The organism is Streptomyces sp. A0642 (genome assembly GCF_004795105.1).
Taxonomy (GTDB): Bacteria; Actinomycetota; Actinomycetes; order Streptomycetales; family Streptomycetaceae; genus Streptomyces.
Genome location: NZ_SSBL01000011.1, coordinates 126,980 through 148,669 on the forward strand (window position 1 = coordinate 126,980; position 21,690 = coordinate 148,669).

Below are 21,690 nucleotides of genomic sequence, written 5' to 3' on the forward strand. Positions count from 1 at the left end.
CCGCCCCCCTGTGTGCGACGCTCTGTAGTCGCGCCACTTTGGAGAGTGACGCCACCTCCGCTATCGTCCCGGGCGCCAAGGGCGAGCCGGCCGGTACGGATCTTCTGGAGCGAGCGTCGTGAGCAATTCGCAGGGCAGTCACCGTGCAGCACGCGGCAGGGGGCGCGCGGCCGCGGCCGGTCCGCGCGGGCCCGTCACCGCCGTCGTCCCCGGCCCGTCCCCCGTACCGCCGCACGAGGAGCTGACGCTCGCCGCCCGGCCCCGGCCCACGCCGACCCTCGTCGACGCGCCGGCGGGGCGGACCGGGGACGCGACCGGCGGCGCGGTCCGCCTCGCCCAGGCCCCGACCGTCACCGCCCTCACCGTGCCGGCCCCCGGCGGCAGGGCCGGAGCGCGGCGGGGCGGCAGGCGGCGGGCGTCCGCCGGTCCCGAGCAGCTGCGCCGCCTGGTGCCGCGGGCCCTCGTGGTCGCGGTCCTGGCGGGCGGGACGACCGCGTTCGTCGCCGAGGACAAGGCGGTGACGCTGGACGTCGACGGTGAGTCCCGCACCCTGCACACCTTCGCGGACGACGTGGGCGAACTCCTCGCCGAACAGGGCATCGACGCCGGCGCCGCGGCGGTCTCCCCGCCGCCCGGCACCCGGCTCGGCGACGGCGACGTGATCACCGTCGGCGGCCCGCGCCCGGTGACGCTCACCCTCGACGGGGTGCGGCGCCGGGTCTGGACCTCGGAGCCCACCGTCGGCGCGGCCCTGCGCCGGCTGGGCGTGCCGGCCGACGGCGCCTACGTCTCCGTCTCCCGTGCCGCGCCCATCGGCCGCACCGGAGTCACCCTGGACGTCCGCACCGAACGCACCGTCACCGTGATGGCCGACGGCCGTGAGCACACCGTCCGCACCAACGCCGCGACCGTCCGGGAGGCCGTCGCCCGGGCCGGCGTCGTCCTGCACGGCGAGGACACCACCTCCGTCGCCCCGGACAGCTTCCCGCGCGAGGGCCAGACCGTCTCCGTGCTCCGGATCGCGACCACCAGGGTGGTGCGCGAGGAACTGCTGCCGTACGCCGTCGAACGGACCGGGGACGGGGACCTGCCCGCCGGCACGGAGGTGGTCGAGCGCGAGGGGCGCGACGGTTCGCGCCGTGTGATGTACGCCGTGCGGACCGTCAACGGCGTCCGGCAGAAACCCCGGGTGCTGGCCACCGAGGTCGTACGGGAACCGGTCAGCCGGGTCGTGAAGGCCGGCACCGGGCCCCGGGGGGCGGGCCCCGCGCCCGCCCGGCGGCCGTAGGCTTAACGGGTGAGCACCACAGAGCCCGACGCCCTCCTGGGCCCCGCAGACATCCGCGAGCTGGCCGCGACGCTGGGCGTACGCCCCACGAAGCAGCGTGGCCAGAACTTCGTCATCGACGCCAACACGGTCCGCCGGATCGTGCGCACCGCGGAGGTCCGCCCGGACGACGTGGTGGTGGAGGTCGGCCCCGGCCTGGGCTCGCTGACCCTGGCGCTGCTGGAGGCGGCCGACCGCGTCGTCGCCGTCGAGATCGACGACGTGCTGGCGGGCGCCCTGCCGGCCACCGTCGCCGCCAGGATGCCCCGGCGCGCCGACCGGTTCGCCCTCGTCCACTCCGACGCCATGCTCGTGCGGGAACTGCCGGGGCCGCCGCCGACCGCCCTGGTCGCCAACCTCCCGTACAACGTCGCGGTGCCCGTGCTCCTCACCATGCTCGACCGCTTCCCCAGCATCGAGCGGACCCTGGTCATGGTGCAGGCCGAGGTAGCCGACCGGCTGGCCGCCAGGCCCGGCAACAAGGTCTACGGCGTGCCCTCGGTCAAGGCCAACTGGTACACCGACGTCAAGCGCGCCGGTTCCATCGGGCGCAAGGTGTTCTGGCCCGCGCCGAACGTCGACTCCGGGCTCGTGTCGCTGGTGCGCAGGACCGAGCCCGTCGCCACGACCGCGAGCAAGGCCGAGGTCTTCGCGGTCGTCGACGCCGCCTTCGCCCAGCGCCGCAAGACGCTGCGCGCGGCCCTCGCCGGCTGGGCGGGCTCCGCACCCGCCGCCGAAGCGGCCCTCGTCGCGGCCGGGATCTCGCCGCAGGCCCGCGGCGAGGCCCTCACGGTCGAGGAGTTCGCCGCCATCGCCGAGAACAAGCCGGAGCCCACCGCATGAGCCAGAGCGTCACCGTCCGGGTACCCGCCAAGGTCAACGTCCAGCTCGCGGTCGGCGCCGCGCGCCCCGACGGCTTCCACGACCTCGCCAACGTCTTCCTCGCCGTCGGCCTGTACGACGAGGTCACCGTCACCCCGGCCGACGCGCTGCGCGTCACCTGCTCGGGCCCTGACGCCTCCCAGGTGCCGCTGGACGCCTCCAACCTCGCCGCCCGCGCCGCGACCGCGCTGGGCGCACGGCACGGCATCGCCCCGGACGTCCACATCCACATCGCCAAGGACATCCCCGTCGCGGGCGGCATGGCGGGCGGCAGCGCGGACGCGGCCGGCGCGCTGCTGGCGTGCGACGCGCTCTGGAACACCGGCTCCACCCGCGACGAGCTCCTCGCCCTCTGCGCCGGGCTGGGCAGCGACGTGCCGTTCAGCCTGGTCGGCGGGGCGGCCCTCGGCGTCGGCCGCGGGGAGCAGCTCACCCCCGTCGAGGTGGGCGGCACCTTCCACTGGGTCTTCGCGGTCGCCGACGGCGGCCTCTCCACTCCCGCGGTCTACCGCGAGTTCGACCGCCTCACGGCAGGCACCCGCGTTCCCGCCCCCGTCGTGTCCCCCACGCTCCTGGACGCCCTGCGGTCCGGTGACACCGCCGCCCTCGCCGGAGCCCTCAGCAACGACCTGCAGGCCCCGGCGCTGTCGCTGCGCCCCTCGCTGGCCCGCACCCTCGCCGCGGGCACCGTCGCGGGCGCACGGGCCGCCCTGGTCTCGGGATCGGGGCCGACCACCGCCTTCCTCGCCGAGGACGAGGCAGCGGCCCGCGCCCTCGCCGACGCGCTCACCGCCTCGGGCACCTGCCGCACGGCCCGCACCGCGGTGTCGCCGGCGCCGGGGGCGACCCTGTGCTGAGCGCGGGGGCCGGGGCGCCGGGGGCAGTCCTGCGCTGAGCGCGAGGGCCGGGGGGACGGCCCCCGGGGCCCGGCTCAGCCGAGCCGCACGGTGCCCTTCGCCAGCTCGAACGCCGGCAGCATGCCCTCGTGCTCCGTCGCGTCCAGCCCGCCCAGGTGCACCACGACCGGCCCCTTCGGGGTGGCGACGGCGAAGGCGTGCACCGGGCGCGACTCGTCCATGAGCTTGCTGTGGACCGTGTAGGCGACCTCGGTCACGGCCAGCTTCCCGGCCGTCGTTTCCGCGTACGCGATCTCCGAGGCGTTCTCCTCGGCCTTCACGAAGCCCTCCAGCGCCCGGCGCGCCGTGCTCCCCTCGTCGTCGCCCTGCCACACCCGCAGGAATCCGATGTGCCCGGCCGGCTTCGCGTCGATCTCGCAGACCATGGCGACCGGCCCCTGCCTGCTGAGCGCGGCGAACTCCGAGCCCGCCTCGTCCGGGACCACGGCCTTGGCCTTCCAGTGCCGCGCCAGCTCGAAATCGACCGGCAGCTCGCACCCGGAACCGGAGCCGCCGACCGTGCCGCCCTTGACGGCGGTCCTGCCGGGCGCCTCGGCCGCGCCCGACGCGAGCGGCTTCGCGTCCGCCTTCGCCTTCCCCCCGTCGCCGGACCCGGACGAGCAGCCGGTCAGCGCCACGGCTGCCAGCAGGAGGACGGGCGCCAGCGCGCGGACCGTACGACGTTTCATGGAGTTCCCCACCCCGGTCGGACCCGGGTACCGGCCCCGGAGCTTGATCGATCCGCGCAAGGTACCGCACGGCGGTGGCCGCGCGAACGGCCGTGCCCGGCCCGTCCCGCACGGGTGAGCGGGCGCTCGTCAGGAGACCGGCGCCGCGGCGACTACGCTGAAGGTTCAGTGTTCTCCTTCGAGCTGGAGCGTTTGTGGCCGTCAACCTCGTCAATGTCGAGCAGGTCAGCAAGGTGTACGGCACCCGTGCACTGCTCGACGGTGTGTCCCTCGGTGTGTCCGAGGGGGACCGGATCGGTGTCGTCGGCCGTAACGGCGACGGCAAGACGACCCTCATCCGGATGCTCGCCAAGCTGGAGGAGGCGGACACCGGCCGGGTCACCCACAACGGCGGACTGCGCCTCGGGGTCCTGACCCAGCACGATTCGCTCGACCCGAAGGCCACCATCCGGCACGAGGTCATCGGCGATCTCGCCGACCACGAGTGGGCGGGCAGCGCCAAGATCCGTGACGTGCTCACCGGGCTCTTCGGCGGTCTCGGCCTGGCCGGCTTCGAGCACGGCCTGGACACCGTCATCGCCCCGCTCTCCGGTGGCGAGCGCCGCCGGATCGCGCTGGCCAAGCTCCTCATCGCCGAGCAGGACCTGATCGTCCTCGACGAGCCGACCAACCACCTGGACGTCGAGGGCATCGCCTGGCTGGCCGGGCATCTGCGCGCGCGCCGCTCCGCGCTGGTCTGCGTCACCCACGACCGGTGGTTCCTCGACCAGGTCTGCACCCGCATGTGGGACGTCCAGCGCGGCACGGTCCACGAGTACGAGGGCGGTTACAGCGACTACGTCTTCGCCCGGGCCGAACGCGAGCGGATCGCCGCCACCGAAGAGGGCAAGCGGCAGAACCTGATGCGCAAGGAGCTGGCCTGGCTGCGGCGCGGCGCCCCCGCCCGCACCTCCAAGCCGCGCTACCGCATCGAGGCGGCCAACGAGCTGATCGCCGACGTGCCGCCGCCGCGCGACACCAGCGCGCTGATGAAGTTCGCCAACGCCCGGCTCGGCAAGACCGTCTTCGAGCTGGAGGACGTGACCGTCCAGGCCGGCCCCAAGACGCTGCTCACCCACCTCACCTGGCAGCTCGGCCCCGGCGACCGGATCGGCCTGGTCGGGGTCAACGGCGCGGGCAAGACCTCGCTGCTGCGGGCGCTGGAACAGGCGGCCCGCACCCAGGGCGAGGCACAGCCCGCGGCCGGGAGGATCGTCGTCGGCAAGACCGTCAAGCTGGCCTACCTCTCCCAGGAGGTCGCGGAACTCAACCCGAACCTCCGGGTCCTGGAGGCCGTGCAGCAGGTGCGCGACCGCGTCGACCTCGGCAAGGGCCGGGAGATGACCGCGGGCCAGCTCTGCGAGCAGTTCGGATTCTCGAAGGAGAAGCAGTGGACCCCCGTCGGGGACCTGTCGGGCGGTGAGCGCCGCCGGCTCCAGATCCTGCGGCTGCTGATGGACGAGCCCAACGTCCTCTTCCTCGACGAGCCCACCAACGACCTCGACATCGAGACCCTGACCCAGCTGGAGGACCTCCTCGACGGCTGGCCCGGGTCGATGATCGTGATCTCCCACGACCGGTTCTTCATCGAGCGGACCACGGACCGGGTGCTGGCGCTCCTGGGCGACAAGTCGCTGCGGATGCTGCCGCGCGGCATCGACGAGTACCTGGAGCGACGGCTGCAGATGGCCGCCTCGGCCACGCCCGCCGCCGCCCCCGCCGCGGCCTCCCAGGCCGCCCAGGCACCGGCCGTCTCTCCGCAGGAGGCACGCGCGGCCAAGAAGGAACTCCAGAAGGTCGAGCGCCAGCTCGAGAAGATGTCGACCCGCGAGACGACGCTGCACGCCCAGATCGCCGACAACGCCACGGACTTCGAGAAGGTCGCGAAGCTCGACGCCGAACTGCGCGAACTGGTCGCGGAGCGCGATGTGCTGGAGATGCGCTGGCTCGAACTGGCCGAGGACGCCTGACCGGTAGCCGAGGTTCCGCTGCACGGCCGTACAACTGCTGTGACCGGTGTGGCCGGTGTGGTCTGTGGGACGGGTGGTAGAAAGAAAAAACCCCGTCCGGTGTGAGGACGGGACCGCGTCGCTCGCACCACAGGCACCGACGGAACGACAACGGAACAGGGGAACGGGCCGATGAGCCAGCCGCCCGGACAGCAGCAGCCGCCGCAGGGCGGGTTCGGAGCTCCTTACGACCCGCCGCCCGGCTCGTATCCGCCCCCGGCCGCCCCGCCGCAGCCGGCCGGTCCGTACGGACAGCAGCAGCCGGCCGGTCCGTACGGGCAGCAGCAGCCCGGCCCGTACGGCAACCAGCCCGGTCCGTACGGCAACCAGCCGCCGCAGGGCTTCGGTTACGGCTACCCGCCGCAGCAGCAACAGCCGCAGCCGGGTTACGGCGGTCCGACGCAGCCCCCGCTGCCCGGCGGTCCCTCCGGCGGCGGCCGGTTCCGCGGGCGGGCCGGGATACTCATTGGCGGGCTGCTCGCGGTGGTGCTCCTGGCGGGCGGCGGCATCTGGCTCGCCACGGGCGACGACGGGAAACCCGCCGCGAAGGGCGGCGGCCACAGCTCCGCGCCCCCGGCGCCCTCTCCCTCCCCGACCGGAGGGAACGGCAAGGGCAAGGAAACGATCAGTCCCGCGGCCGAGACCGCCGCAGTCAACGCCAAGCGCAAGCCGGGGGAGTCGAAGCTCCTCTGGCTCCAGAAGGCCGGCGTCGACCTCCCGGAGCTCGGCGAGGACGTGTACGGCCCGTGGTTCGCCGGCGACACCGTCGTGACGGCGATGTACCACACCGTCACGGGCTACTCGATAGCCGACGGCTCGCTCAAGTGGACCCTGCGGCTGCCCACCAACGCGTGCGCCGCGCCCACCCTGCCCACCGACGACGGCAAGCTCGTCCTGGGCATCGAGCACAGCACCGCGGCCGACGCGTTCTGCGACAACCTGCAGATGGTCGACCTCACCACGGGGAAGGCCGGCTGGCGCAAGGCGTACGTCCGTGACGGCGCCTGGGACGGGCTGTCCGACCTCGCGATGGCGATCAACGGCGACACCGTGACCGTCGGGCGCACCAGCAGGACCGACGCCTTCCGGGTCAGCGACGGCAAGGTCCTGTTCGGGAAGCTTCCCGGCAACTGCCAGCCGTTCGGCTTCGCCAGCGGCCCCGTGGCGATCGCCGCGGCGAGCTGCCAGACGGCGGCGGACGACCACAAGGAACACCTGGTGCAGCGGATCGACCCCGCCACCGGCAAGGTGCAGTGGACGTACAAGGTCAAGAAGGGCTGGCAGGTCGCGCAGATCTACTCCGCCGACCCCCTGGTGATCTCGCTCAAGGGGGAGAAGAAGTGGGGGATCCTGGTGCTCAACGCCGACGGCACCTACCGCTCCCAGCTCTCCGGCGGACCGGGCGACTACGCGCCGAAGTGCGACAAGGACCAGCGGACCCAGGGGTCCAACCTCGACAGCTGCGTCGGGGTGGCCGCCGGTGCGGACACCTTCTACATGGCGACCGGGGCCGTCGACATCAAGACCGGCACGGCGAACAAGGTCGCGGCTTTCGACCTGTCCACCGGTAAGTACGCGTGGTCGGTCACCTCTCCGGCCGACCAGCCCCTCACCCCGCTGCGGACGGAGGGCGGCAAGCTGCTGATGTATCTCGCGCCGGCCAGGAACAAGGGGGGCGGCATCGCCTCCGTGCCCTCCACCGGCGGTGAGGTGGACATGGTGCTGCGGCACCCGGCGGCGGCATCGGACATCGAGCGCGCCTTCTTCGGCCCGCACATCTTCTACGTCGACGGGCGCAGCTTCCTGACGCACTCGAGGATCAGCGGCACGGACGACGACGAGATAGAGCAGCGATCCATGGCGGTGTTCGGCGACTGACGCCCGATCAGGGCGCGCCCCGGCGTAACGAGGGCATCACGGGCCGGTTCTCCCTTGGGCACAGGGGTGGACCGAACCGGCTCCCGTGACGGGCCGGGTGGTACAAAGAAGCCCCGCTCGACTGACGTAACACTGCGGGATCCATGCCCGATTCGCTCCATTTCGCTGGCAATTCGGGGGTCTTCGCGGACCTCTCGGTTCCGGCGCGATCGCGGGGGAGTCCGGACCGGGCACCGGACCGCACGAAGGGGGACGTGCTGATGACCCAGCCGCCCAGCCAGCAACCGCCGCAGGGAGGCTTCGGCGCTCCGCAGGAGCCGCCGCACGGAGTTCCTCAGCCGCCCCAGGGCCCGCCGCAGACACCGCCGCCCGCGCAGCCGCCCCAGGCGCCTGCCGCTCAGCCGGGTTACGGCTACCCGCAGCAGCCGGGCCAGGCTCCGGGCCAGCCGCCGCAGGCCGGTTACGGCTACCCGCAGCAGCCCGGTCCGTACGCCCAGCAGCCCGGCCCCTACGGCCAGCCGCAGCCGGGTCCGTACGGCCAGCAGCCCGGGCCCTACGGCTCGCAGCCGGGCCCCTACGGCCAGCCGCAGCCGGGTCCCGGATATCCGCAGCAGCAGTACCCCGGCGCCCCGGTCCCGGGCGGCCCCGGCGGCAAGAACCCCTTCAAGGGCAAGCCCGCCATGATCATCGGCGCCGCGGTCGCCGCACTCCTGGTCGTCGGCGGCGGCGTCTTCCTGCTGTCGGGCGGGGACGACGACGGCAAGAAGCCCGTCGCGAAGAAGAGCGGCGAGGTCCAGAAGCCGTCCGCCTCGCCCAGCGTCGACGAGGGCGACGGCAACGGCACCGGCCGCGAGGGCGACGACGACCTGAACGGCGGGCGCAAGCCCGGCGAGGCGAAGGTCCTCTGGCTCCAGAAGAACGACGTGGACCTGCCGCGCAACGGTGCGGACGTGTACGGCCCGTGGATCGTGGGCGACACCGTCGTCAAGGGCATGTACCGCACGGTCTCCGGCTACTCGGTGGCCGACGGCAAGCAGAAGTGGACGCTCAAGCTGCCCGCGGACATCTGCTCCGCGCCGTCCCAGACCACCGAGGACGGCAAGATCGTCATCGCGGTGAAGAACGGCACGACCGACAAGGCCGACTGCTCCGCCCTCCAGCTGATCGACCTCACCACGGGGAAGGCGGGGTGGAAGAAGGAGGTCAAGAAGAGCGGACTCTTCGACCTGATGTCGGACCTCTCCCTCGCCATCAGCGGCGACACCGTGACGGTCGGCCGTACCGGCAGCTCCAACGCCTACCGGGTCAGCGACGGCAAGGAACTGTTCGGCAAGCGCGACGGCACCTGCCAGCCGTTCGCCTTCGCGGGCGGCGCCCGGCTGATCGCCGCCACCAACTGCCGGACCGACGACGCCTACAACCCGCAGCACGAGATCGAGGAGATCGATCCGACGACCGGCAAGCCGAAGTGGACCTACAAGCCGGCCCGCGGGTGGGAGGTCGACAACGTCTATTCGGTGAGCCCGGTCATCGTGTCGCTGAGCAAGGGCAGCAGCAGCAAGGACAAGAAGTGGAGCATCCTCGCCCTCCGGGACAACGGCACGCTCCGCTCCCAGATCATCAGCGACAAGGGTGACAAGTTCCCGATGTCCTGCGGCAACGCCTTCGCCATCTTCGGGAAGCCCGTCGACGGCTGTGACGGTGTCACCGCCGACGCCAACACGCTCTACATGCGGACGGACGACGACACCAGCGGATCCGGCCGCACCAACCAGGTCGTCGCCTTCGACCTGAACACCGGGAAGACGAAGTGGAAGGCGAAGGCCCCGGCCGAGCAGACCATGAAGCCGCTGCGGATGGAGGGCGGCAACGTGATCCTCTACGTGGACGCCGCCTACGGCAAGGGCGGCGGCATCGCCACCCTGGCACCCTCCGGCGGCACCCCGAAGATGCTGCTCCAGCACCCCGCCTCCACTGCGGAGATCGAGAGCTCGTTCTGGAGCGAGAGGGTCCGGTACGCGGAGGGCCGTTCGTTCATCGTGAGCGGGCGGGTCAGTGCGAGCAACGACGAAGAGGAACTGGAGACGAAGACCATGATGGCCTTCGGCAAGTAACCGCTCCCCACAGCGCCCGCAGGAACACCCCCGGGCGCGGAGGGCGGCAGACCCGTCCGCGCCCGGCTCCGGCCCACCGACCGACTCCCCTTCTCCAGAGGTACGCACGCCATGACGCAGCCGCCCCAGCCGCCCCCCAACGACCCGCCCCAGGGCGGGTTCGGCGCCCCGCAGGACCCGCCGCCCGGTGGTTTCGGCGCCCCGCAGGACCCGCCGCCCGGTGGTTTCGGCGCCCCGCAGGACCCGCCGCCCGGTGGTTTCGGCGCCCCGACGCCGCCGCCCGCCGACCCGTTCGGCAAGCAGCCCACCCCGCCGCCCCCGGCCCCCGGCGGCTACGGCACCCCGCCCCCGGCCGGCCCGCCCCCGCAGCAGCCCGGCTACGGCTACCCGCAGAACCCGCCGCAGCAGCCCGGTTACGGATTCCCGCAGGCACCGCACCAGGGCCAGCCGCAGCAGGGGTACGGATTCCCGCCCGGCCAGGCGCCGCAGCAGGGCTACGGCTACCCGACCGCCCCGATGCAGCAGCCGTACCAGCCCGGCGGCAAGGGGCCGAAGAAGTTCTCCACCCAGTCCCAGATCATCGTGGCCGCCGCGGTCGCCGTGGCCCTGATCATCGGCGGCGGTGTCTGGTTCGCGTCGAGCGGCGGTGACGACAAGAAGGACGAGGCGTCCACCTCCGCCGGCACCACCGGCGAGAACAAGGGCGGTTCGGACACCAGCAGCGGCGTAGGCGGCGGCGGCAAGGAGAAGGCGCCGGCCGACGTCAAGTCCCAGGTCGGCTTCCAGCTCCCGCAGCCCAAGGTCACCGACGTCACCACCGTCAGCGGCTCCTGGCTGACCGACAAGGCGTACGTGAAGACGGGCGTCGACGAGATCGTCGCCTACGACCCGGCCAAGGGCACCAAGCTCTGGTCGATCCCGCTGGAGGGCCAGCTCTGCGCCGCCTCCCGGCACATGACCAAGGACTTCAAGACGGCCATCGCCTTCGAGGAGGGCAAGCGGACCGCGGCCAACAAGTACCCCACCTGCAACCAGGTCGGCGCCCTCGACCTGAGCACCGGCAAGCTCCTGTGGAGCAAGTCGGTGACCGCCTCCACCGGCGGCGACCGCCCGGTCCGGTTCGAAGAGGTCACCCTCAGCGGCAGCACGGTCGCCGCCGGCGGCACCGAGGGCGGTGCGGCCTTCGACCTGAACACCGGCGCCGAGCGCTGGAAGCCGAAGGTCAGCACCGACGGCTGCTACGACAAGGGGTACGGCGGCGGCGAGGCGCTCGCGGTGGTCCGCAAGTGCGGGACGTACGACGACCCGCAGCTCACCATCCAGGCCCTGAACCCGACCACGGGCGCCCCGCTCTCCTCGTTCAAGATGCCGCCCGGCGTCGAGTACGCGAGCATCGTCTCCACCAAGCCCCTCGTCGTGGCCGCCGACGTCGGCGACACCGCGGGTGACGGCAGCGGCATCTCGGACCTCTTCTCGATCGACGCGGCCACGGGCAAGCTGCTCACCAAGATCGCGGCGGACGGCGACAAGTACGCGGCCAGCTGCCGTTCCACGAAGGTGGAGAGCTGCCAGCACCTCGCCGTGGGCAACAACCGCGTCTACCTGCCCACCGAGGAGCACGAGGGCACCGGCGAGTACGGCAACACCAACGAGATCGTCTCGTTCGACCTGACCACCGGCAAGCCGACCAGCGACCGGGCCGACGCGGGTGACCGCTACTCGATGTTCCCGGTCCGCATGGACGGCGGCAACCTCATCGCGTACAAGGAGCCCCCCTACGACAAGGGCGGCCAGATCGTCTCCATCGACGGCGCCACCTTCAAGCAGACCGTCCTGATGGACAACCCGGGCGACGAGTCCATCCGGGACGCGGAGACCAGCTTCTCCTCGGACTACGCCGAGTACATCTACGGCGGCGGCCGGCTGTTCATCTCGGAGACGATGATCAGCAAGCCGCGGGAGAGCTCGCTGGACGACAAGGAGTACCTCGTCGTCTCGTTCAGCACGAGCTGACCGCGGATCACGTGCGTGAGGGGGTGGAGCCGGCCGGCTCCACCCCCTCACGCACGCGGAAAGCGGTCGGGCGTGGTCAGCCCGGCCCTCAGGGCTGTCCACGATGTGCCGTCAACTCGCTCTCGAACCGGCGGAAAACACCGATCTCGGTCCTTCTCTCCGTTAAGACGCCCGCAGCCTCGAACAAGCGTGTAGCTTGCCGGGTCTGGAGGGCCGGGGGGCCTGCCGGTGCGAGGGGGGTGGCAATGGGCGTGCGGCTCATGGTGGTCGACGACCACCGACTGCTCGCCGAGGCGCTCGCCTCGGCACTGAAGCTGCGCGGGCACCGGGTGCTCGCCGCCGCCGCGCCCACCGCGGGGTCGGCGGAACTCGTCGTCAGCAGGGCTCCGGAGATCTGTCTGTTCGGCACGGCGGCGCCCGCCGAACCGGGCACCTTCGACCCGGTCCTCAGGATCAGGCGCGAGCGCCCGCAGACCGCCGTGCTGGTCCTCGGCCCGGTGCCCAGCCCGCGCGGCATCGCGGCCGCCTTCGCGGCCGGCGCGGCGGGATACGTCCGGCACGACGAACGCATCGAGGGCGTCGAGCGCGCGATGGTCAAGGCGCGCGCGGGTGAGGCGGCGATCGCGCCGCAGCTCCTCCAGGGGGCCTTCGCCGAACTGCTCAACCCGGCGGCGCAGCCGGACGACGAGGGCCGGCGGCTGCTGCTGATGCTCACGCCGCGCGAGGCCGAGGTCCTGGTCCGGGTCGCCGAGGGCGAGGACACCCGGGTGATCGCGGCCGGTATGCGGATCGCGCCGAGCACCGCCCGTACGCATGTGCAGCGCGTCCTGATGAAGCTGGGCGTCGGCTCCCGGCTGGAGGCGGCGGCGCTCGCCGCACGCACCGGCCTGCTGGACCGGGCAGCCCTGGGGACGCCGCAGGGGCCGGACGCCGTCGGCTGACGGCGTCCGGCCCCCGCGTGCGTCACTGACCGGGTGTCAGTCCCCGGGGGCGGCCGTGGTGTCCGGCGCGGCGGCGGGCGGCTGGACCGGGCGCAGCTTCAGCCACACCAGGAAGAAGAGCCCCAGGACCAGCATGGCTATGCCGGTCCACAGGTTGATGTGGACGCCCTCGGCCTTCTTGAGGTCGGCGTCGGACGGGTTGATCCCGGCGATGGTGACGATGACTCCGTAGACCACGAAGAGACCGCCGATGATCGTCCGGATGTCGAACAGCCGGGCCGCCGTGGCGGACTTCCGCTCCAGTTCGGAGACTTCCTTGTGCAGGTCGGACATGGGGGTGACTCCGATCAGAACGAGTACGGGACGTAGCACAGGGCGGCGAGCACGATCGCGCCCCAGCCCAGCAGCGCGGGCCTGCGGTACCAGGCGTCGTCGCCCTCCTCGGGCAGCTCGTCGGCGTCCGGGGACTCGGTTCCGTACACCAGACCGGCCAGTTCGGCCTCGGGCTTGGGAGCCGTGAACAGCGTGACGGCGACCATGACGACCGCACCGGCGACGAATCCGACGATCGCGGAGACGAAGTTGGCGCCCTGGTCGGTCGGGATGTCGATGACACCCTGCTTGTAGATGACGAAGTAGTTGACCATCGCGGCGGTGGTGCCCGCCAGCAGGCCCCAGACACCCGACTTCATGGACGCGCGCTTCCAGAACATGCCGATGATGAAGACCACGAACAGGGGGACGTTGAAGAAGGAGAACAGCGTCTGGAGGTAGCTCATGATGTTGGAGAAGCTGGAGGCGATGAACGCCGTGCCGATGGAGGCCAGCACCCCCAGTACCGTGATCTTGCGGCCGAAGCGCAGGTAGTACGCGTCCGGCTGGTCCTTCTTCACGTACCGCGCCCAGATGTCCGTGGTGAACACCGTGTTGAACGAGGAGACGTTGGCGGCCATGCCGGCCATGAAGGCGGCCAGCAGACCGGTCACCGCGATGCCGAGCACACCGTTGGGCAGCAGCTCCCGCATCAGGAGGGGGATCGCGTCGTTGTAGGTCGTGTCCGAGCCGGCGGTGCCGATGTTCGGCACCACCACGGCGGCGACCAGGCCGGGGATCATCACGAGGAAGACGATGAAGATCTTCGGGAACGCGGCGATCAGGGGGGTGCGCTGCGCGGCGGAGAGGTTCTTCGCGGAGAGGGCGCGCTGCACCTCGGCGAAGTTGGTCGTCCAGTATCCGAACGAGAGCACGAAGCCCAGGCCGAGGATGATCGTCAGCCAGTTGGCGCCGAGCGGGTTGGCGTCACCGATGCCGGTACCGCCCCAGGCCGTCATGAAGTTCGCGCCGTGACTCGATTCCAGCGAGTCGCTCAGCCCGTCCCAGCCGCCGACCCGCTTGAGACCGAGCACGGTCAGCGGGATCAGTGCGGCGAGGATGACGAAGAACTGCAGCACCTCGTTGTAGATCGCGGAGGAGAGCCCGCCGATGGTGATGTAGAGGAGGACGAAGAGTCCCGCGACCACGATCGCGACCCACTGCGGCCAGCCGAGGAGCGCCTCCACGACGATCGACAGGGCGTACAGGTTGACGCCCGCGATCAGCACCGCCGAGAAGGCGAAGAGTACGGAACTCAGCAGGTGGGCCGACTTGTCGAAGCGGTGCAGCAGGAACTCGGGGACGGAGCGCACCTTCGAGCGGTAGTAGAAGGGCATCATCACCAGGCCGAGGAAGACCATGGCCGGGATGGCGCCGATCCAGTACCAGTGGACGACCGCGACGCCGTACTGCGCGCCGGTCGCCGCCATGCCGAGGATCTCCGTGGCGCCGAGATTCGCCGCGACGAAGGCCAGGCCGGTCACCCATGCGGGCAGTGACCGGCCGGACAGGAAGAAGTCGAGGCTCGTCTTCACGCTCGCCCGGGCGGCGAAGCCGATGCCGAGGACGACAGCGAAGTAGATGGCCAGGATCGTGTAGTCGAGCCCGTTCGTGGGGAGCCGGAGCCCTGCAGCCAGATAGTGCATGTGGGGGTACTCGCTTCTTTGCGCGAACTGAACCCGAAGGAAACTACGCTCTTGTGTTCAAGAACTGAACAGTTTCCATGAGGATCTTTGTTGGATTGTGATCGTATGGCCAAAGAAACCGGCCCCAACCTCGCGAGATCCCCCTCCCGAACCCGTGCATGTGAACAGGTGTCGACTCATTGACGCGCCTGTTGATTCATGGTTCATTGTGTTCGGTTCTGTTTGGGAGGAGACTGGTGAAGAAGACGGTTACGACGCTCGCCGACGGCCGGGAGCTGATCTACTACGACAGCCGTGACGACGTCGTCCGTGACGCGGTCGACCCACGTCCGCTCGACCCCGTCTCGACCTCCTCCGAGGTCCGCCGCGACCCGCTCCTCGGTGACAGCGTCGCCATCGCCTCGCACCGCCAGGGCCGCATCTACCACCCGCCCGCCGACGAGTGCCCGCTCTGCCCCTCGCGGGAGGGCCGGCAGAGCGAGATCCCGGAGCCGGACTACGACGTCGCCGTCTTCGAGAACCGCTTCCCCTCCCTCGCCGGCGATTCCGGCCGCTGCGAGGTCGTCTGCTTCACCTCCGACCACGACGCGTCCTTCGCCGACCTCACCGAGGAGCAGGCCGCACTCGTCCTGGAGGCGTGGACCGACCGCACGGCCGAGTTCGCCGAGCTTCCGCAGGTCACTCAGGTGTTCTGCTTCGAGAACCGGGGCGCCGAGATCGGTGTCACGCTCGGCCACCCGCACGGCCAGATCTACGGCTACCCCTTCGTCACCCCCCGCACCGAGCTGATGCTCCGCTCCGCGGCGGCCCACCGCGCCGAGACCGGCGGCAACCTCTTCGACGACCTCGTCGCCCGGGAGGAGGCCGACGGCTCGCGGATCGTCCTCGCCACGGAGCACTGGGTCGCCTTCGCGCCGTACGCGGCCCACTGGCCGTACGAGGTCCACCTCCACCCGCGCCGCCGCGTCCCCGACCTGCGGGAACTCGACGAGGCCGCCCGCACGCAGTTCCCACAGGTCTATCTGGAACTCTTGAGGCGATTCGACCGGATCTTCGGCCCCGGCGAGCCGCCGACCCCGTACATCTCCGCCTGGCACCAGGCGCCGTTCAGGGTCGAGGGGCGGGAGGACTTCGGGCTCCATCTGGAGCTTTTCACCATCCGACGCACCTCCGGCAAGCTGAAGTTCCTCGCGGGTTCCGAATCCGGCATGAGCGTGTTCATCAACGACGTGCCGCCGGAGACCGCGGCCCAGCGACTGCGAGAGGTAGCGAGCGAGTGAGCAACTCCCCGAAGAAGTACCTGGTGACCGGTGGCGCGGGATACGTGGGCAGTGTGGTCGCCCAGCACCTGCTGGAGGCCGGGCACGGCGTCACCGTCCTCGACGACCTCTCCACCGGCTTCCGCGCGGGCGTCCCGGCCGGCGCGGAGTTCATCGAGGGCCGCATCCAGGACGCCGCCAAGTGGCTCGACGCCTCCTACGACGGGGTGCTGCACTTCGCCGCGTACTCCCAGGTCGGCGAGTCCGTCACCGACCCGGAGAAGTACTGGGTCAACAACGTCGGCGGGTCCACCGCCCTGCTCGCCGCGATGCGTGACGCCGGGGTGCGCACCCTGGTCTTCTCCTCCACCGCCGCCACCTACGGCGAACCGGTCTCCAGCCCCATCACGGAGACCGACCCCACCGCACCGACCAGCCCGTACGGCGCCACGAAGCTCGCCGTCGACCACATGATCACCGGAGAGGCGGCCGCCCACGGCCTGGCCGCGGTCTCGCTGCGCTACTTCAACGTGGCGGGGGCGTACGGCAGCTGCGGCGAGCGGCACAGCCCCGAGTCCCACCTCATCCCGCTGGTCCTGCAGGTCGCGCTCGGCCGGCGCGAGTCGATCTCCGTCTACGGCGACGACTACCCCACCCCCGACGGCACCTGCGTCCGCGACTACATCCACGTCGCCGACCTCGCCGAGGCCCACCTGCTGGCCCTCGAGGCCGCCACCCCGGGCGAACACCTGATCTGCAACCTCGGCAACGGCAACGGCTTCTCGGTCCGCGAGGTCATCGAGACGGTCCGCCGGGTCACCGGCCACCCGGTCCCCGAGACCGCCGCCCCCCGCCGCGGCGGCGACCCGGCCGTCCTCGTCGCCTCGGCCGCCACCGCCCGGGAGCGCCTCGGCTGGCAGCCGTCCCGCGCCGACCTGGCCGCCATCGTCTCCGACGCCTGGACCTTCGCCCGCCGAGAGGAGCCCACCGCACCATGACCCACGACGCTGAGCCGACCGAAGCCGTCACCGACCTGACCGCTTCCTTCACCGAGCTGTACGGGACCGCCCCCGAGGGGGTCTGGGCCGCGCCCGGCCGGGTCAACCTGATCGGCGAGTACACCGACTTCAACGACGGTTTCGTGATGCCGCTCGCGCTGCCGCACACCGTACGGGCCGCCGCCGCCCGCCGCACCGACGGCGTGCTGCGGCTCCATTCCACCGATGTCCCGGGCGGCGTCGTCCAGCTCCGCGTCGACGAGCTGGCCCCGCATTCCGGCCACGGCTGGGCCGCCTACCCGGCGGGGGTCGTCTGGGCGCTGCGCGAGGCCGGCCACGAGGTCACCGGCGCCGACATCCAGCTGTCCTCCACCGTCCCCACGGGCGCGGGGCTCTCCTCGTCCGCCGCCCTCGAAGTGGCGACCGGCCTGGCCCTGAACGACCTCTTCGGGCTCGGACTCGCCCCCGCCGAGCTCGCGGTCCTCGCCCAGCGCGCCGAGAACGCGTTCGTCGGCGTCCCCTGCGGCGTCATGGACCAGATGGCGTCGGCGTGCTGCACTGCCGGCCACGCCCTGCACCTGGACACCCGCGACCTCGCCCGGCGTCAGGTCCCCTTCGACCTGGCCGCGCACGGCCTTCAGCTCCTCGTCGTGGACACCCGCGTCAAGCACGAGCTCGGCGACGGCGCGTACGCGGAGCGGCGCGCCGGCTGCGAGGAGGGCGCCCGGCTCCTCGGCATCGGCACGCTGCGTGAGCTTCCGTACGAGGGACTGGGCGCCGCGCTCGACACGCTGGCCGCGGCCGGGGCGGACGAGTCCGTGGTGCGCTACGTACGCCATGTGGTCGGCGACAACCAGCGGGTCGAGCAGGTCATCGCGCTGCTCGACGCGGACGAGGTCCGTGCGGCCGGACCGGTCCTCACCGCCGGCCATGTCTCGCTCCGCGACGATCTGCGGGTCTCCTGCGCGGAGCTGGACCTCGTCGTCGAGACGGCGAACGCGGCCGGTGCGCTCGGCGCGCGGATGACCGGCGGCGGCTTCGGCGGCTCGGCGATCGTGCTCGTGGAGGAGTCGCAGGCGGACACGGTCACCAAGTCCGTGCGGGAGGCCTTCGCCGCTGCGGGCTACGCGGCCCCCGGCGTGTTCCCCGCGGTGCCGTCGGCGGGGGCCCGCCGACTGGCCTGAGTACCGGGTCGGACGCGGGTGCCGGCCGTACGACGACGGTGGTGCTCGGCGGCCGTCCGGCCGTACGACGACGGTGGTGCGCGGCGGTCGCCCGGCCGCGTGGCGACGGTGGTGCGGGGCCGTCGCCCGGGCGGCCGAGCACCGGCCCGAGCCGATGGCGAGCTGTTCAGGCGAGCTCCTTGGTCAGCGTGAACTCGGTGAGGCCGGGCGGGTAGTTCTCGATCCGCCCGCTCACCTCGTACCCCCGCTTCCGGTAGAAGTCCGGGGCCTGGAAGTCCCACGTCTCCACCCGGGAGCGGGCGCAGGCCCGGTCCGCGCGGGCCACCCGTTCCGCCTCGGCGAGCAGCCGCGAGCCGAGACCGGACCCGCGCAGTCGGGGGTCGACCCAGAGCAGGTCGACATGGAGCCAGTGCGCCCACGTCCGGCCGGTCAGCCCCGCGGCGAGCCGGTCGTCGGCGTCCAGCGCCCACACCTCCAGCGGGACTTCGAGCGCGGCGGGCGTATCGCGCAGGGCGCGCAGTCGCGGTGAGCGGGCGGTGTTGTCGTCACGCAGCCACTTGTTCAACAGCTGACGTCGTTCTTTGTCCACTTCTGTCTCAAGACGGAACATGGATCACACCCTAGGACCCGACTGCCCGTCAGTTCTGCGAATCCCCCTTCCCCCCGGAGCCGCCGCCCTTACCCTGATGCACAGCACCGGTGGGGGCCGGTGCTGTTTCAGGGGTACGAGACAGCCGGGTGCGACGCCCGGACGGGTGGCGGTCGAGGCACGGCGGCGGCCGTGGACTGCGGTTCAGCTCCCCGCCCGGGCGTCGCACCCGTGCCGGTCCGTCCCTGCCGGGGGCCGTGCGCCTGTCGCGCCCCCAGAGCACACAGCATGGGGGTGTCTGTGGTCCGTATCCGGGTTCTCGTCGTCGACGACCACCGCATTTTCGCCGAGTCGCTCGCCGCGGCCCTCGCCGCCGAGCCGGACGTCGACGTGGCCGCCGCGGGCAGCGGCCCGGCCGCGCTGCGCTGTCTGGAACGCGCGGCGTCCGAGAACCGCGCCTACGACGTGATACTCGTCGACGCCGAACTGGGCGCCCCGCGCCCGCCCTCCGGCCCGGTCCGGGTCCCCGCGCAGAACACCGGGGAGAACGGGCTGGTCGACGGCATCTCCCTGGTCGCCGGCATCCGCTCGCTGCGCACGCCCGTGCGTACGGTGGTGCTCGCCGAGAAGGACGATCCGCGCCGGGCCGCGCTCGCCCTCCAGGCCGGCGCCTGCGGCTGGGTCGCCAAGGACAGCTCCCTGCAACGGCTGCTCGCGGTGATCCGGGGGGTGCTGCGCGACGAGACGCATCTGCCGCCCGCGCTGCTCACGGGCGTCCTGCGGGAGCTGATGGCGGACCGCAAGCACCGCACCGAGAGCGAACGGCTGGTCGAGTCCCTGACCCCGCGCGAGCAGGAGGTGCTGCGCTGCATGGTGGCGGGTCTCGGCCGCAAGGCGGTGGCGGAGCGGCTCTACCTCTCCCCGCACACGGTCCGCACCCACATGCAGAACGTGCTCGGGAAGCTCGGCGTGCACTCGACGCTGGCGGCCGTGGCGCTGGCCCGCCGGGCGGGCGTCGGCCCCGTCGACCTGGCTGCGGAGGGCCCGGTCCTAACCGGGGATGTTGTCGAACGGGGCAGTCAACTGGCGTAGCAGCCCCGCCAGTTCGCCGCGCTGCTGGCGCGAGAGTTCGCCGAGGATGGCGCGCTCCTGGGCGAGCAGGCCGGCCAGTGACTGGTCCGCCTTGTCGCGGCCCTCGGCGGTGAGCCGGACCAGGACGCCGCGGCGGTCGTTGGGGTCGGGGAGCCGCTCGACGAGGTTCTTCTTGGTCAGCCGGTCGATGCGGTTGGTCATCGTGCCCGACGTGACCAGGGTCTGGGTGAGGAGCTGGCCGGGGGAGAGCTGGTACGGGGCGCCCGCGCGGCGCAGCGACGTGAGGACGTCGAATTCCCACGGCTCCAGCTGGTGCTCGGCGAAGGCGATTCTGCGGGCACGGTCGAGATGGCGGGCCAGGCGGGAGACGCGGCTGAGCACCTCGAGTGGTTCCACGTCGAGGTCGGGGCGCTCTCGGCGCCATGCAGCGACCAGTCGGTCGACCTCGTCCTCCATGTGGATCAGTGTAGATGGTCTGTCGACATGAAGTCTCTTGAATTCAAGTGTCTTGACATCAAGATAGTTTTCCTCCGATGCTGGACGTCATGACCGCACCCACCTGGGACCCCCAGCAGTACCTGCGCCACGCGGACCACCGCACCCGCCCCTTCCACGACCTCCTGGCCCGCGTCCCCGAGCTTCCGACCACACCTTCTCCCCGCGTCGCCGACCTCGGCTGCGGCGCGGGAAACGTCACCGCCCTGCTCGCCGAGCGCTGGCCCCGCGCCCGTATCACCGGCTACGACAACTCCCCGCAGATGCTGGAGCGGGCCCGCGCCCACGCCACCGCCCTGCTGGACTTCGCCGAAGCCGACGCCGCGACCTGGACCCCCGCTCAGCCCCACGACCTGATCATCTCCAACGCCCTGCTCCAGTGGGTCCCCGGCCACGCCGACCGTCTCCCCGACTGGCTGGACGCCCTCACCCCCGGCGGCACCCTCGCCCTCCAGGTCCCGGGCAACTTCGACCAGCCCTCCCACGTCCTGATGCGCCGGCTCGCCGAGTCCCCGCACTGGCGCACCCGCCTCGGCGGCCGCCTGCGCCACACCGACGCGGTCCTGAGCCCCGCCGGCTACCTGGACCGCCTCACCGGACCCGGCGTCACCGCCGACGTCTGGGAGACCACCTACCTCCACCTCCTGCCCGGCGAGGACCCCGTCCTCGACTGGGTGAAGGGCACCGGACTGCGCCCCGTCCTCACCGCCCTCGCCGACGACGAGGGGGCCCGGGACGCCTTCCTCGCCGAGTACCGCGACCTGCTGCGCGCCGCCTACCCCGCGGGCCCGCACGGCACCGTCTTCCCGTTCCGCCGCATCTTCGCCGTCGCCCGCCGGGAGAAGTGATGATCGCCGCCCTCGACCACGTCCAGCTCGCCGCCCCCGCGGGTTCGGAGGAGGCCCTGCGCGCGTACTACGTGCACGTCCTCGGCATGACGGAGATCCCCAAGCCCCCGGTCCTCGCCGCCCGCGGCGGCTGCTGGTTCCAGTGCGGCCCGGTCCAGCTCCACCTGGGCGTCGAGGCGGACTTCCGCCCGGCCCGCAAGGCGCACCCGGGCCTGCGGGTCCGGAACATCGAGGCGTACGCCGCCCGGCTGACGGAGCGCGGGGCCGAGGTCCGCTGGGACGACGACCTGCCGGGCCACCGCCGCTTCTTCAGCCACGACCCCGTGGGCAACCGGCTGGAGTTCCTGGAACCCGACGGGGCCCCGCCACCGGAAATCCGGTGACGGGGCCCCTCGGGACGCGATGGTGCGGTCGCGGCC

19 protein-coding genes are annotated in these 21,690 nt (G+C 72.1%); 14 read left to right on the forward strand and 5 right to left on the reverse strand.

Annotated elements, in window-relative coordinates; all coding sequences use genetic code 11:
- Positions 1-118: 118 nt before the first annotated feature.
- Genes E6R60_RS20435 through E6R60_RS20445 form a run of 3 tightly spaced genes read left to right on the forward strand, consistent with a single transcriptional unit; the run spans position 119 to position 3,066 of the window.
- Positions 119-1,288: a ubiquitin-like domain-containing protein gene (locus E6R60_RS20435; protein WP_276613993.1), complete on the forward strand. Its 1,170-nt coding sequence runs from the start codon at positions 119-121 to the stop codon at positions 1,286-1,288.
- 9 nt (positions 1,289-1,297) lie between these two features.
- Complete coding sequence (gene rsmA, locus E6R60_RS20440; protein WP_136328040.1) at positions 1,298-2,170, forward strand: 16S rRNA (adenine(1518)-N(6)/adenine(1519)-N(6))-dimethyltransferase RsmA; 873 nt, start codon at positions 1,298-1,300, stop codon at positions 2,168-2,170.
- Positions 2,167-3,066 (forward strand): 4-(cytidine 5'-diphospho)-2-C-methyl-D-erythritol kinase, encoded by a 900-nt coding sequence (locus E6R60_RS20445; RefSeq protein ID WP_136328041.1) that lies wholly within the window; start codon positions 2,167-2,169, stop codon positions 3,064-3,066. Before rsmA ends, E6R60_RS20445 begins: the two co-directional genes overlap by 4 nt.
- 74 nt (positions 3,067-3,140) lie before the next feature.
- On the opposite strand, the gene E6R60_RS20450 is transcribed toward E6R60_RS20445, so the two are convergent.
- The gene (locus E6R60_RS20450) at positions 3,141-3,794 is read right to left on the reverse strand and encodes a lipoprotein (RefSeq protein ID WP_136328042.1); all 654 of its coding nucleotides are present in this window, start codon (positions 3,792-3,794) and stop codon (positions 3,141-3,143) included.
- 194 nt (positions 3,795-3,988) lie between these two features.
- Here E6R60_RS20450 and E6R60_RS20455 point away from each other — a divergent pair, with 194 nt between their 5' ends.
- The 5 genes from E6R60_RS20455 to E6R60_RS20475 all read left to right on the forward strand — a co-directional run bounded on the left by E6R60_RS20455 (position 3,989) and on the right by E6R60_RS20475 (position 12,788).
- Positions 3,989-5,803, forward strand: coding sequence for an ABC-F family ATP-binding cassette domain-containing protein (locus tag E6R60_RS20455; protein WP_136328043.1), 1,815 nt, complete (start codon positions 3,989-3,991; stop codon positions 5,801-5,803).
- A 171-nt stretch (positions 5,804-5,974) separates the two neighbouring features.
- Entirely contained in the window at positions 5,975-7,720 is a 1,746-nt protein-coding gene (locus tag E6R60_RS20460) for a PQQ-binding-like beta-propeller repeat protein (protein WP_136328044.1), read from the forward strand.
- Positions 7,721-7,980: 260 nt separating this feature from the next.
- On the forward strand, positions 7,981-9,834 hold the full coding sequence (locus tag E6R60_RS20465; protein ID WP_136328045.1) for a PQQ-binding-like beta-propeller repeat protein: 1,854 nt from the start codon (positions 7,981-7,983) through the stop codon (positions 9,832-9,834).
- 111 nt (positions 9,835-9,945) lie between these two features.
- Complete coding sequence (locus tag E6R60_RS20470; RefSeq protein WP_136328046.1) at positions 9,946-11,847, forward strand: PQQ-binding-like beta-propeller repeat protein; 1,902 nt, start codon at positions 9,946-9,948, stop codon at positions 11,845-11,847.
- Positions 11,848-12,092: 245 nt separating this feature from the next.
- Positions 12,093-12,788 carry a LuxR C-terminal-related transcriptional regulator gene (locus E6R60_RS20475; protein ID WP_136328047.1) on the forward strand — a complete coding sequence of 232 codons (696 nt, stop codon included), beginning with the start codon at positions 12,093-12,095 and terminating at the stop codon, positions 12,786-12,788.
- A 36-nt stretch (positions 12,789-12,824) separates the two neighbouring features.
- Here the strand turns inward: E6R60_RS20475 and E6R60_RS20480 are convergent, their stop codons facing one another.
- The gene (locus E6R60_RS20480) at positions 12,825-13,121 is read right to left on the reverse strand and encodes a hypothetical protein (RefSeq protein ID WP_136328048.1); all 297 of its coding nucleotides are present in this window, start codon (positions 13,119-13,121) and stop codon (positions 12,825-12,827) included.
- A gap of 14 nt (positions 13,122-13,135) precedes the next feature.
- Complete coding sequence (locus E6R60_RS20485) at positions 13,136-14,806, reverse strand: sodium:solute symporter family protein (RefSeq protein ID WP_136328049.1); 1,671 nt, start codon at positions 14,804-14,806, stop codon at positions 13,136-13,138.
- Positions 14,807-15,042: 236 nt separating this feature from the next.
- Between E6R60_RS20485 and galT the strand changes: the two genes are divergently transcribed.
- Genes galT through galK form a run of 3 tightly spaced genes read left to right on the forward strand, consistent with a single transcriptional unit; the run spans position 15,043 to position 18,247 of the window.
- Positions 15,043-16,086, forward strand: coding sequence for a galactose-1-phosphate uridylyltransferase (gene galT / locus E6R60_RS20490; RefSeq protein WP_136328050.1), 1,044 nt, complete (start codon positions 15,043-15,045; stop codon positions 16,084-16,086).
- A complete protein-coding gene (gene galE, locus E6R60_RS20495) occupies positions 16,083-17,063 on the forward strand; it encodes a UDP-glucose 4-epimerase GalE (RefSeq protein WP_136328051.1) in 981 nt (326 codons plus the stop codon). Before galT ends, galE begins: the two co-directional genes overlap by 4 nt.
- Positions 17,060-18,247 carry a galactokinase gene (galK, locus tag E6R60_RS20500; protein ID WP_136328052.1) on the forward strand — a complete coding sequence of 396 codons (1,188 nt, stop codon included), beginning with the start codon at positions 17,060-17,062 and terminating at the stop codon, positions 18,245-18,247. Before galE ends, galK begins: the two co-directional genes overlap by 4 nt.
- A 166-nt stretch (positions 18,248-18,413) precedes the next feature.
- Here the strand turns inward: galK and E6R60_RS20505 are convergent, their stop codons facing one another.
- The gene (locus E6R60_RS20505; protein ID WP_136328053.1) at positions 18,414-18,857 is read right to left on the reverse strand and encodes a GNAT family N-acetyltransferase; all 444 of its coding nucleotides are present in this window, start codon (positions 18,855-18,857) and stop codon (positions 18,414-18,416) included.
- A 279-nt stretch (positions 18,858-19,136) separates the two neighbouring features.
- Here E6R60_RS20505 and E6R60_RS20510 point away from each other — a divergent pair, with 279 nt between their 5' ends.
- On the forward strand, positions 19,137-19,928 hold the full coding sequence (locus E6R60_RS20510; RefSeq protein ID WP_136328110.1) for a response regulator transcription factor: 792 nt from the start codon (positions 19,137-19,139) through the stop codon (positions 19,926-19,928).
- Here the strand turns inward: E6R60_RS20510 and E6R60_RS20515 are convergent.
- On the reverse strand, positions 19,887-20,384 hold the full coding sequence (locus E6R60_RS20515) for a MarR family transcriptional regulator (RefSeq protein WP_136328054.1): 498 nt from the start codon (positions 20,382-20,384) through the stop codon (positions 19,887-19,889). The two genes, E6R60_RS20510 and E6R60_RS20515, sit on opposite strands and share 42 nt — an antisense overlap.
- A gap of 89 nt (positions 20,385-20,473) precedes the next feature.
- Here E6R60_RS20515 and E6R60_RS20520 point away from each other — a divergent pair, with 89 nt between their 5' ends.
- Together E6R60_RS20520 and E6R60_RS20525 are read left to right on the forward strand one after the other, a co-directional pair.
- Positions 20,474-21,271, forward strand: a complete 798-nt coding sequence (locus E6R60_RS20520; RefSeq protein WP_136328055.1) for a trans-aconitate 2-methyltransferase — start codon at positions 20,474-20,476, stop codon at positions 21,269-21,271.
- Positions 21,271-21,654 (forward strand): VOC family protein, encoded by a 384-nt coding sequence (locus E6R60_RS20525; RefSeq protein ID WP_136328056.1) that lies wholly within the window; start codon positions 21,271-21,273, stop codon positions 21,652-21,654. The genes E6R60_RS20520 and E6R60_RS20525 overlap by 1 nt, the downstream gene beginning before the upstream one ends.
- Positions 21,655-21,690 lie beyond the last annotated feature (36 nt).

What these genes read in the sequence shown, in the direction of transcription:
- E6R60_RS20445 (WP_136328041.1), top strand. Translation starts at nt 2,167, where the DNA reads ATGAGCCAGAGCGTCACCGTCCGGGTACCCGCCAAGGTCAACGTCCAG.
- E6R60_RS20450 (WP_136328042.1), bottom strand. Translation starts at nt 3,794, where the DNA reads ATGAAACGTCGTACGGTCCGCGCGCTGGCGCCCGTCCTCCTGCTGGCA.
- E6R60_RS20460 (WP_136328044.1), top strand. Translation starts at nt 5,975, where the DNA reads ATGAGCCAGCCGCCCGGACAGCAGCAGCCGCCGCAGGGCGGGTTCGGA.
- E6R60_RS20465 (WP_136328045.1), top strand. Translation starts at nt 7,981, where the DNA reads ATGACCCAGCCGCCCAGCCAGCAACCGCCGCAGGGAGGCTTCGGCGCT.
- E6R60_RS20470 (WP_136328046.1), top strand. Translation starts at nt 9,946, where the DNA reads ATGACGCAGCCGCCCCAGCCGCCCCCCAACGACCCGCCCCAGGGCGGG.
- E6R60_RS20475 (WP_136328047.1), top strand. Translation starts at nt 12,093, where the DNA reads ATGGGCGTGCGGCTCATGGTGGTCGACGACCACCGACTGCTCGCCGAG.
- E6R60_RS20480 (WP_136328048.1), bottom strand. Translation starts at nt 13,121, where the DNA reads ATGTCCGACCTGCACAAGGAAGTCTCCGAACTGGAGCGGAAGTCCGCC.
- E6R60_RS20485 (WP_136328049.1), bottom strand. Translation starts at nt 14,806, where the DNA reads ATGCACTATCTGGCTGCAGGGCTCCGGCTCCCCACGAACGGGCTCGAC.
- galK (WP_136328052.1), top strand. Translation starts at nt 17,060, where the DNA reads ATGACCCACGACGCTGAGCCGACCGAAGCCGTCACCGACCTGACCGCT.
- E6R60_RS20505 (WP_136328053.1), bottom strand. Translation starts at nt 18,857, where the DNA reads ATGTTCCGTCTTGAGACAGAAGTGGACAAAGAACGACGTCAGCTGTTG.
- E6R60_RS20515 (WP_136328054.1), bottom strand. Translation starts at nt 20,384, where the DNA reads ATGGAGGACGAGGTCGACCGACTGGTCGCTGCATGGCGCCGAGAGCGC.
- E6R60_RS20520 (WP_136328055.1), top strand. Translation starts at nt 20,474, where the DNA reads ATGACCGCACCCACCTGGGACCCCCAGCAGTACCTGCGCCACGCGGAC.
- E6R60_RS20525 (WP_136328056.1), top strand. Translation starts at nt 21,271, where the DNA reads ATGATCGCCGCCCTCGACCACGTCCAGCTCGCCGCCCCCGCGGGTTCG.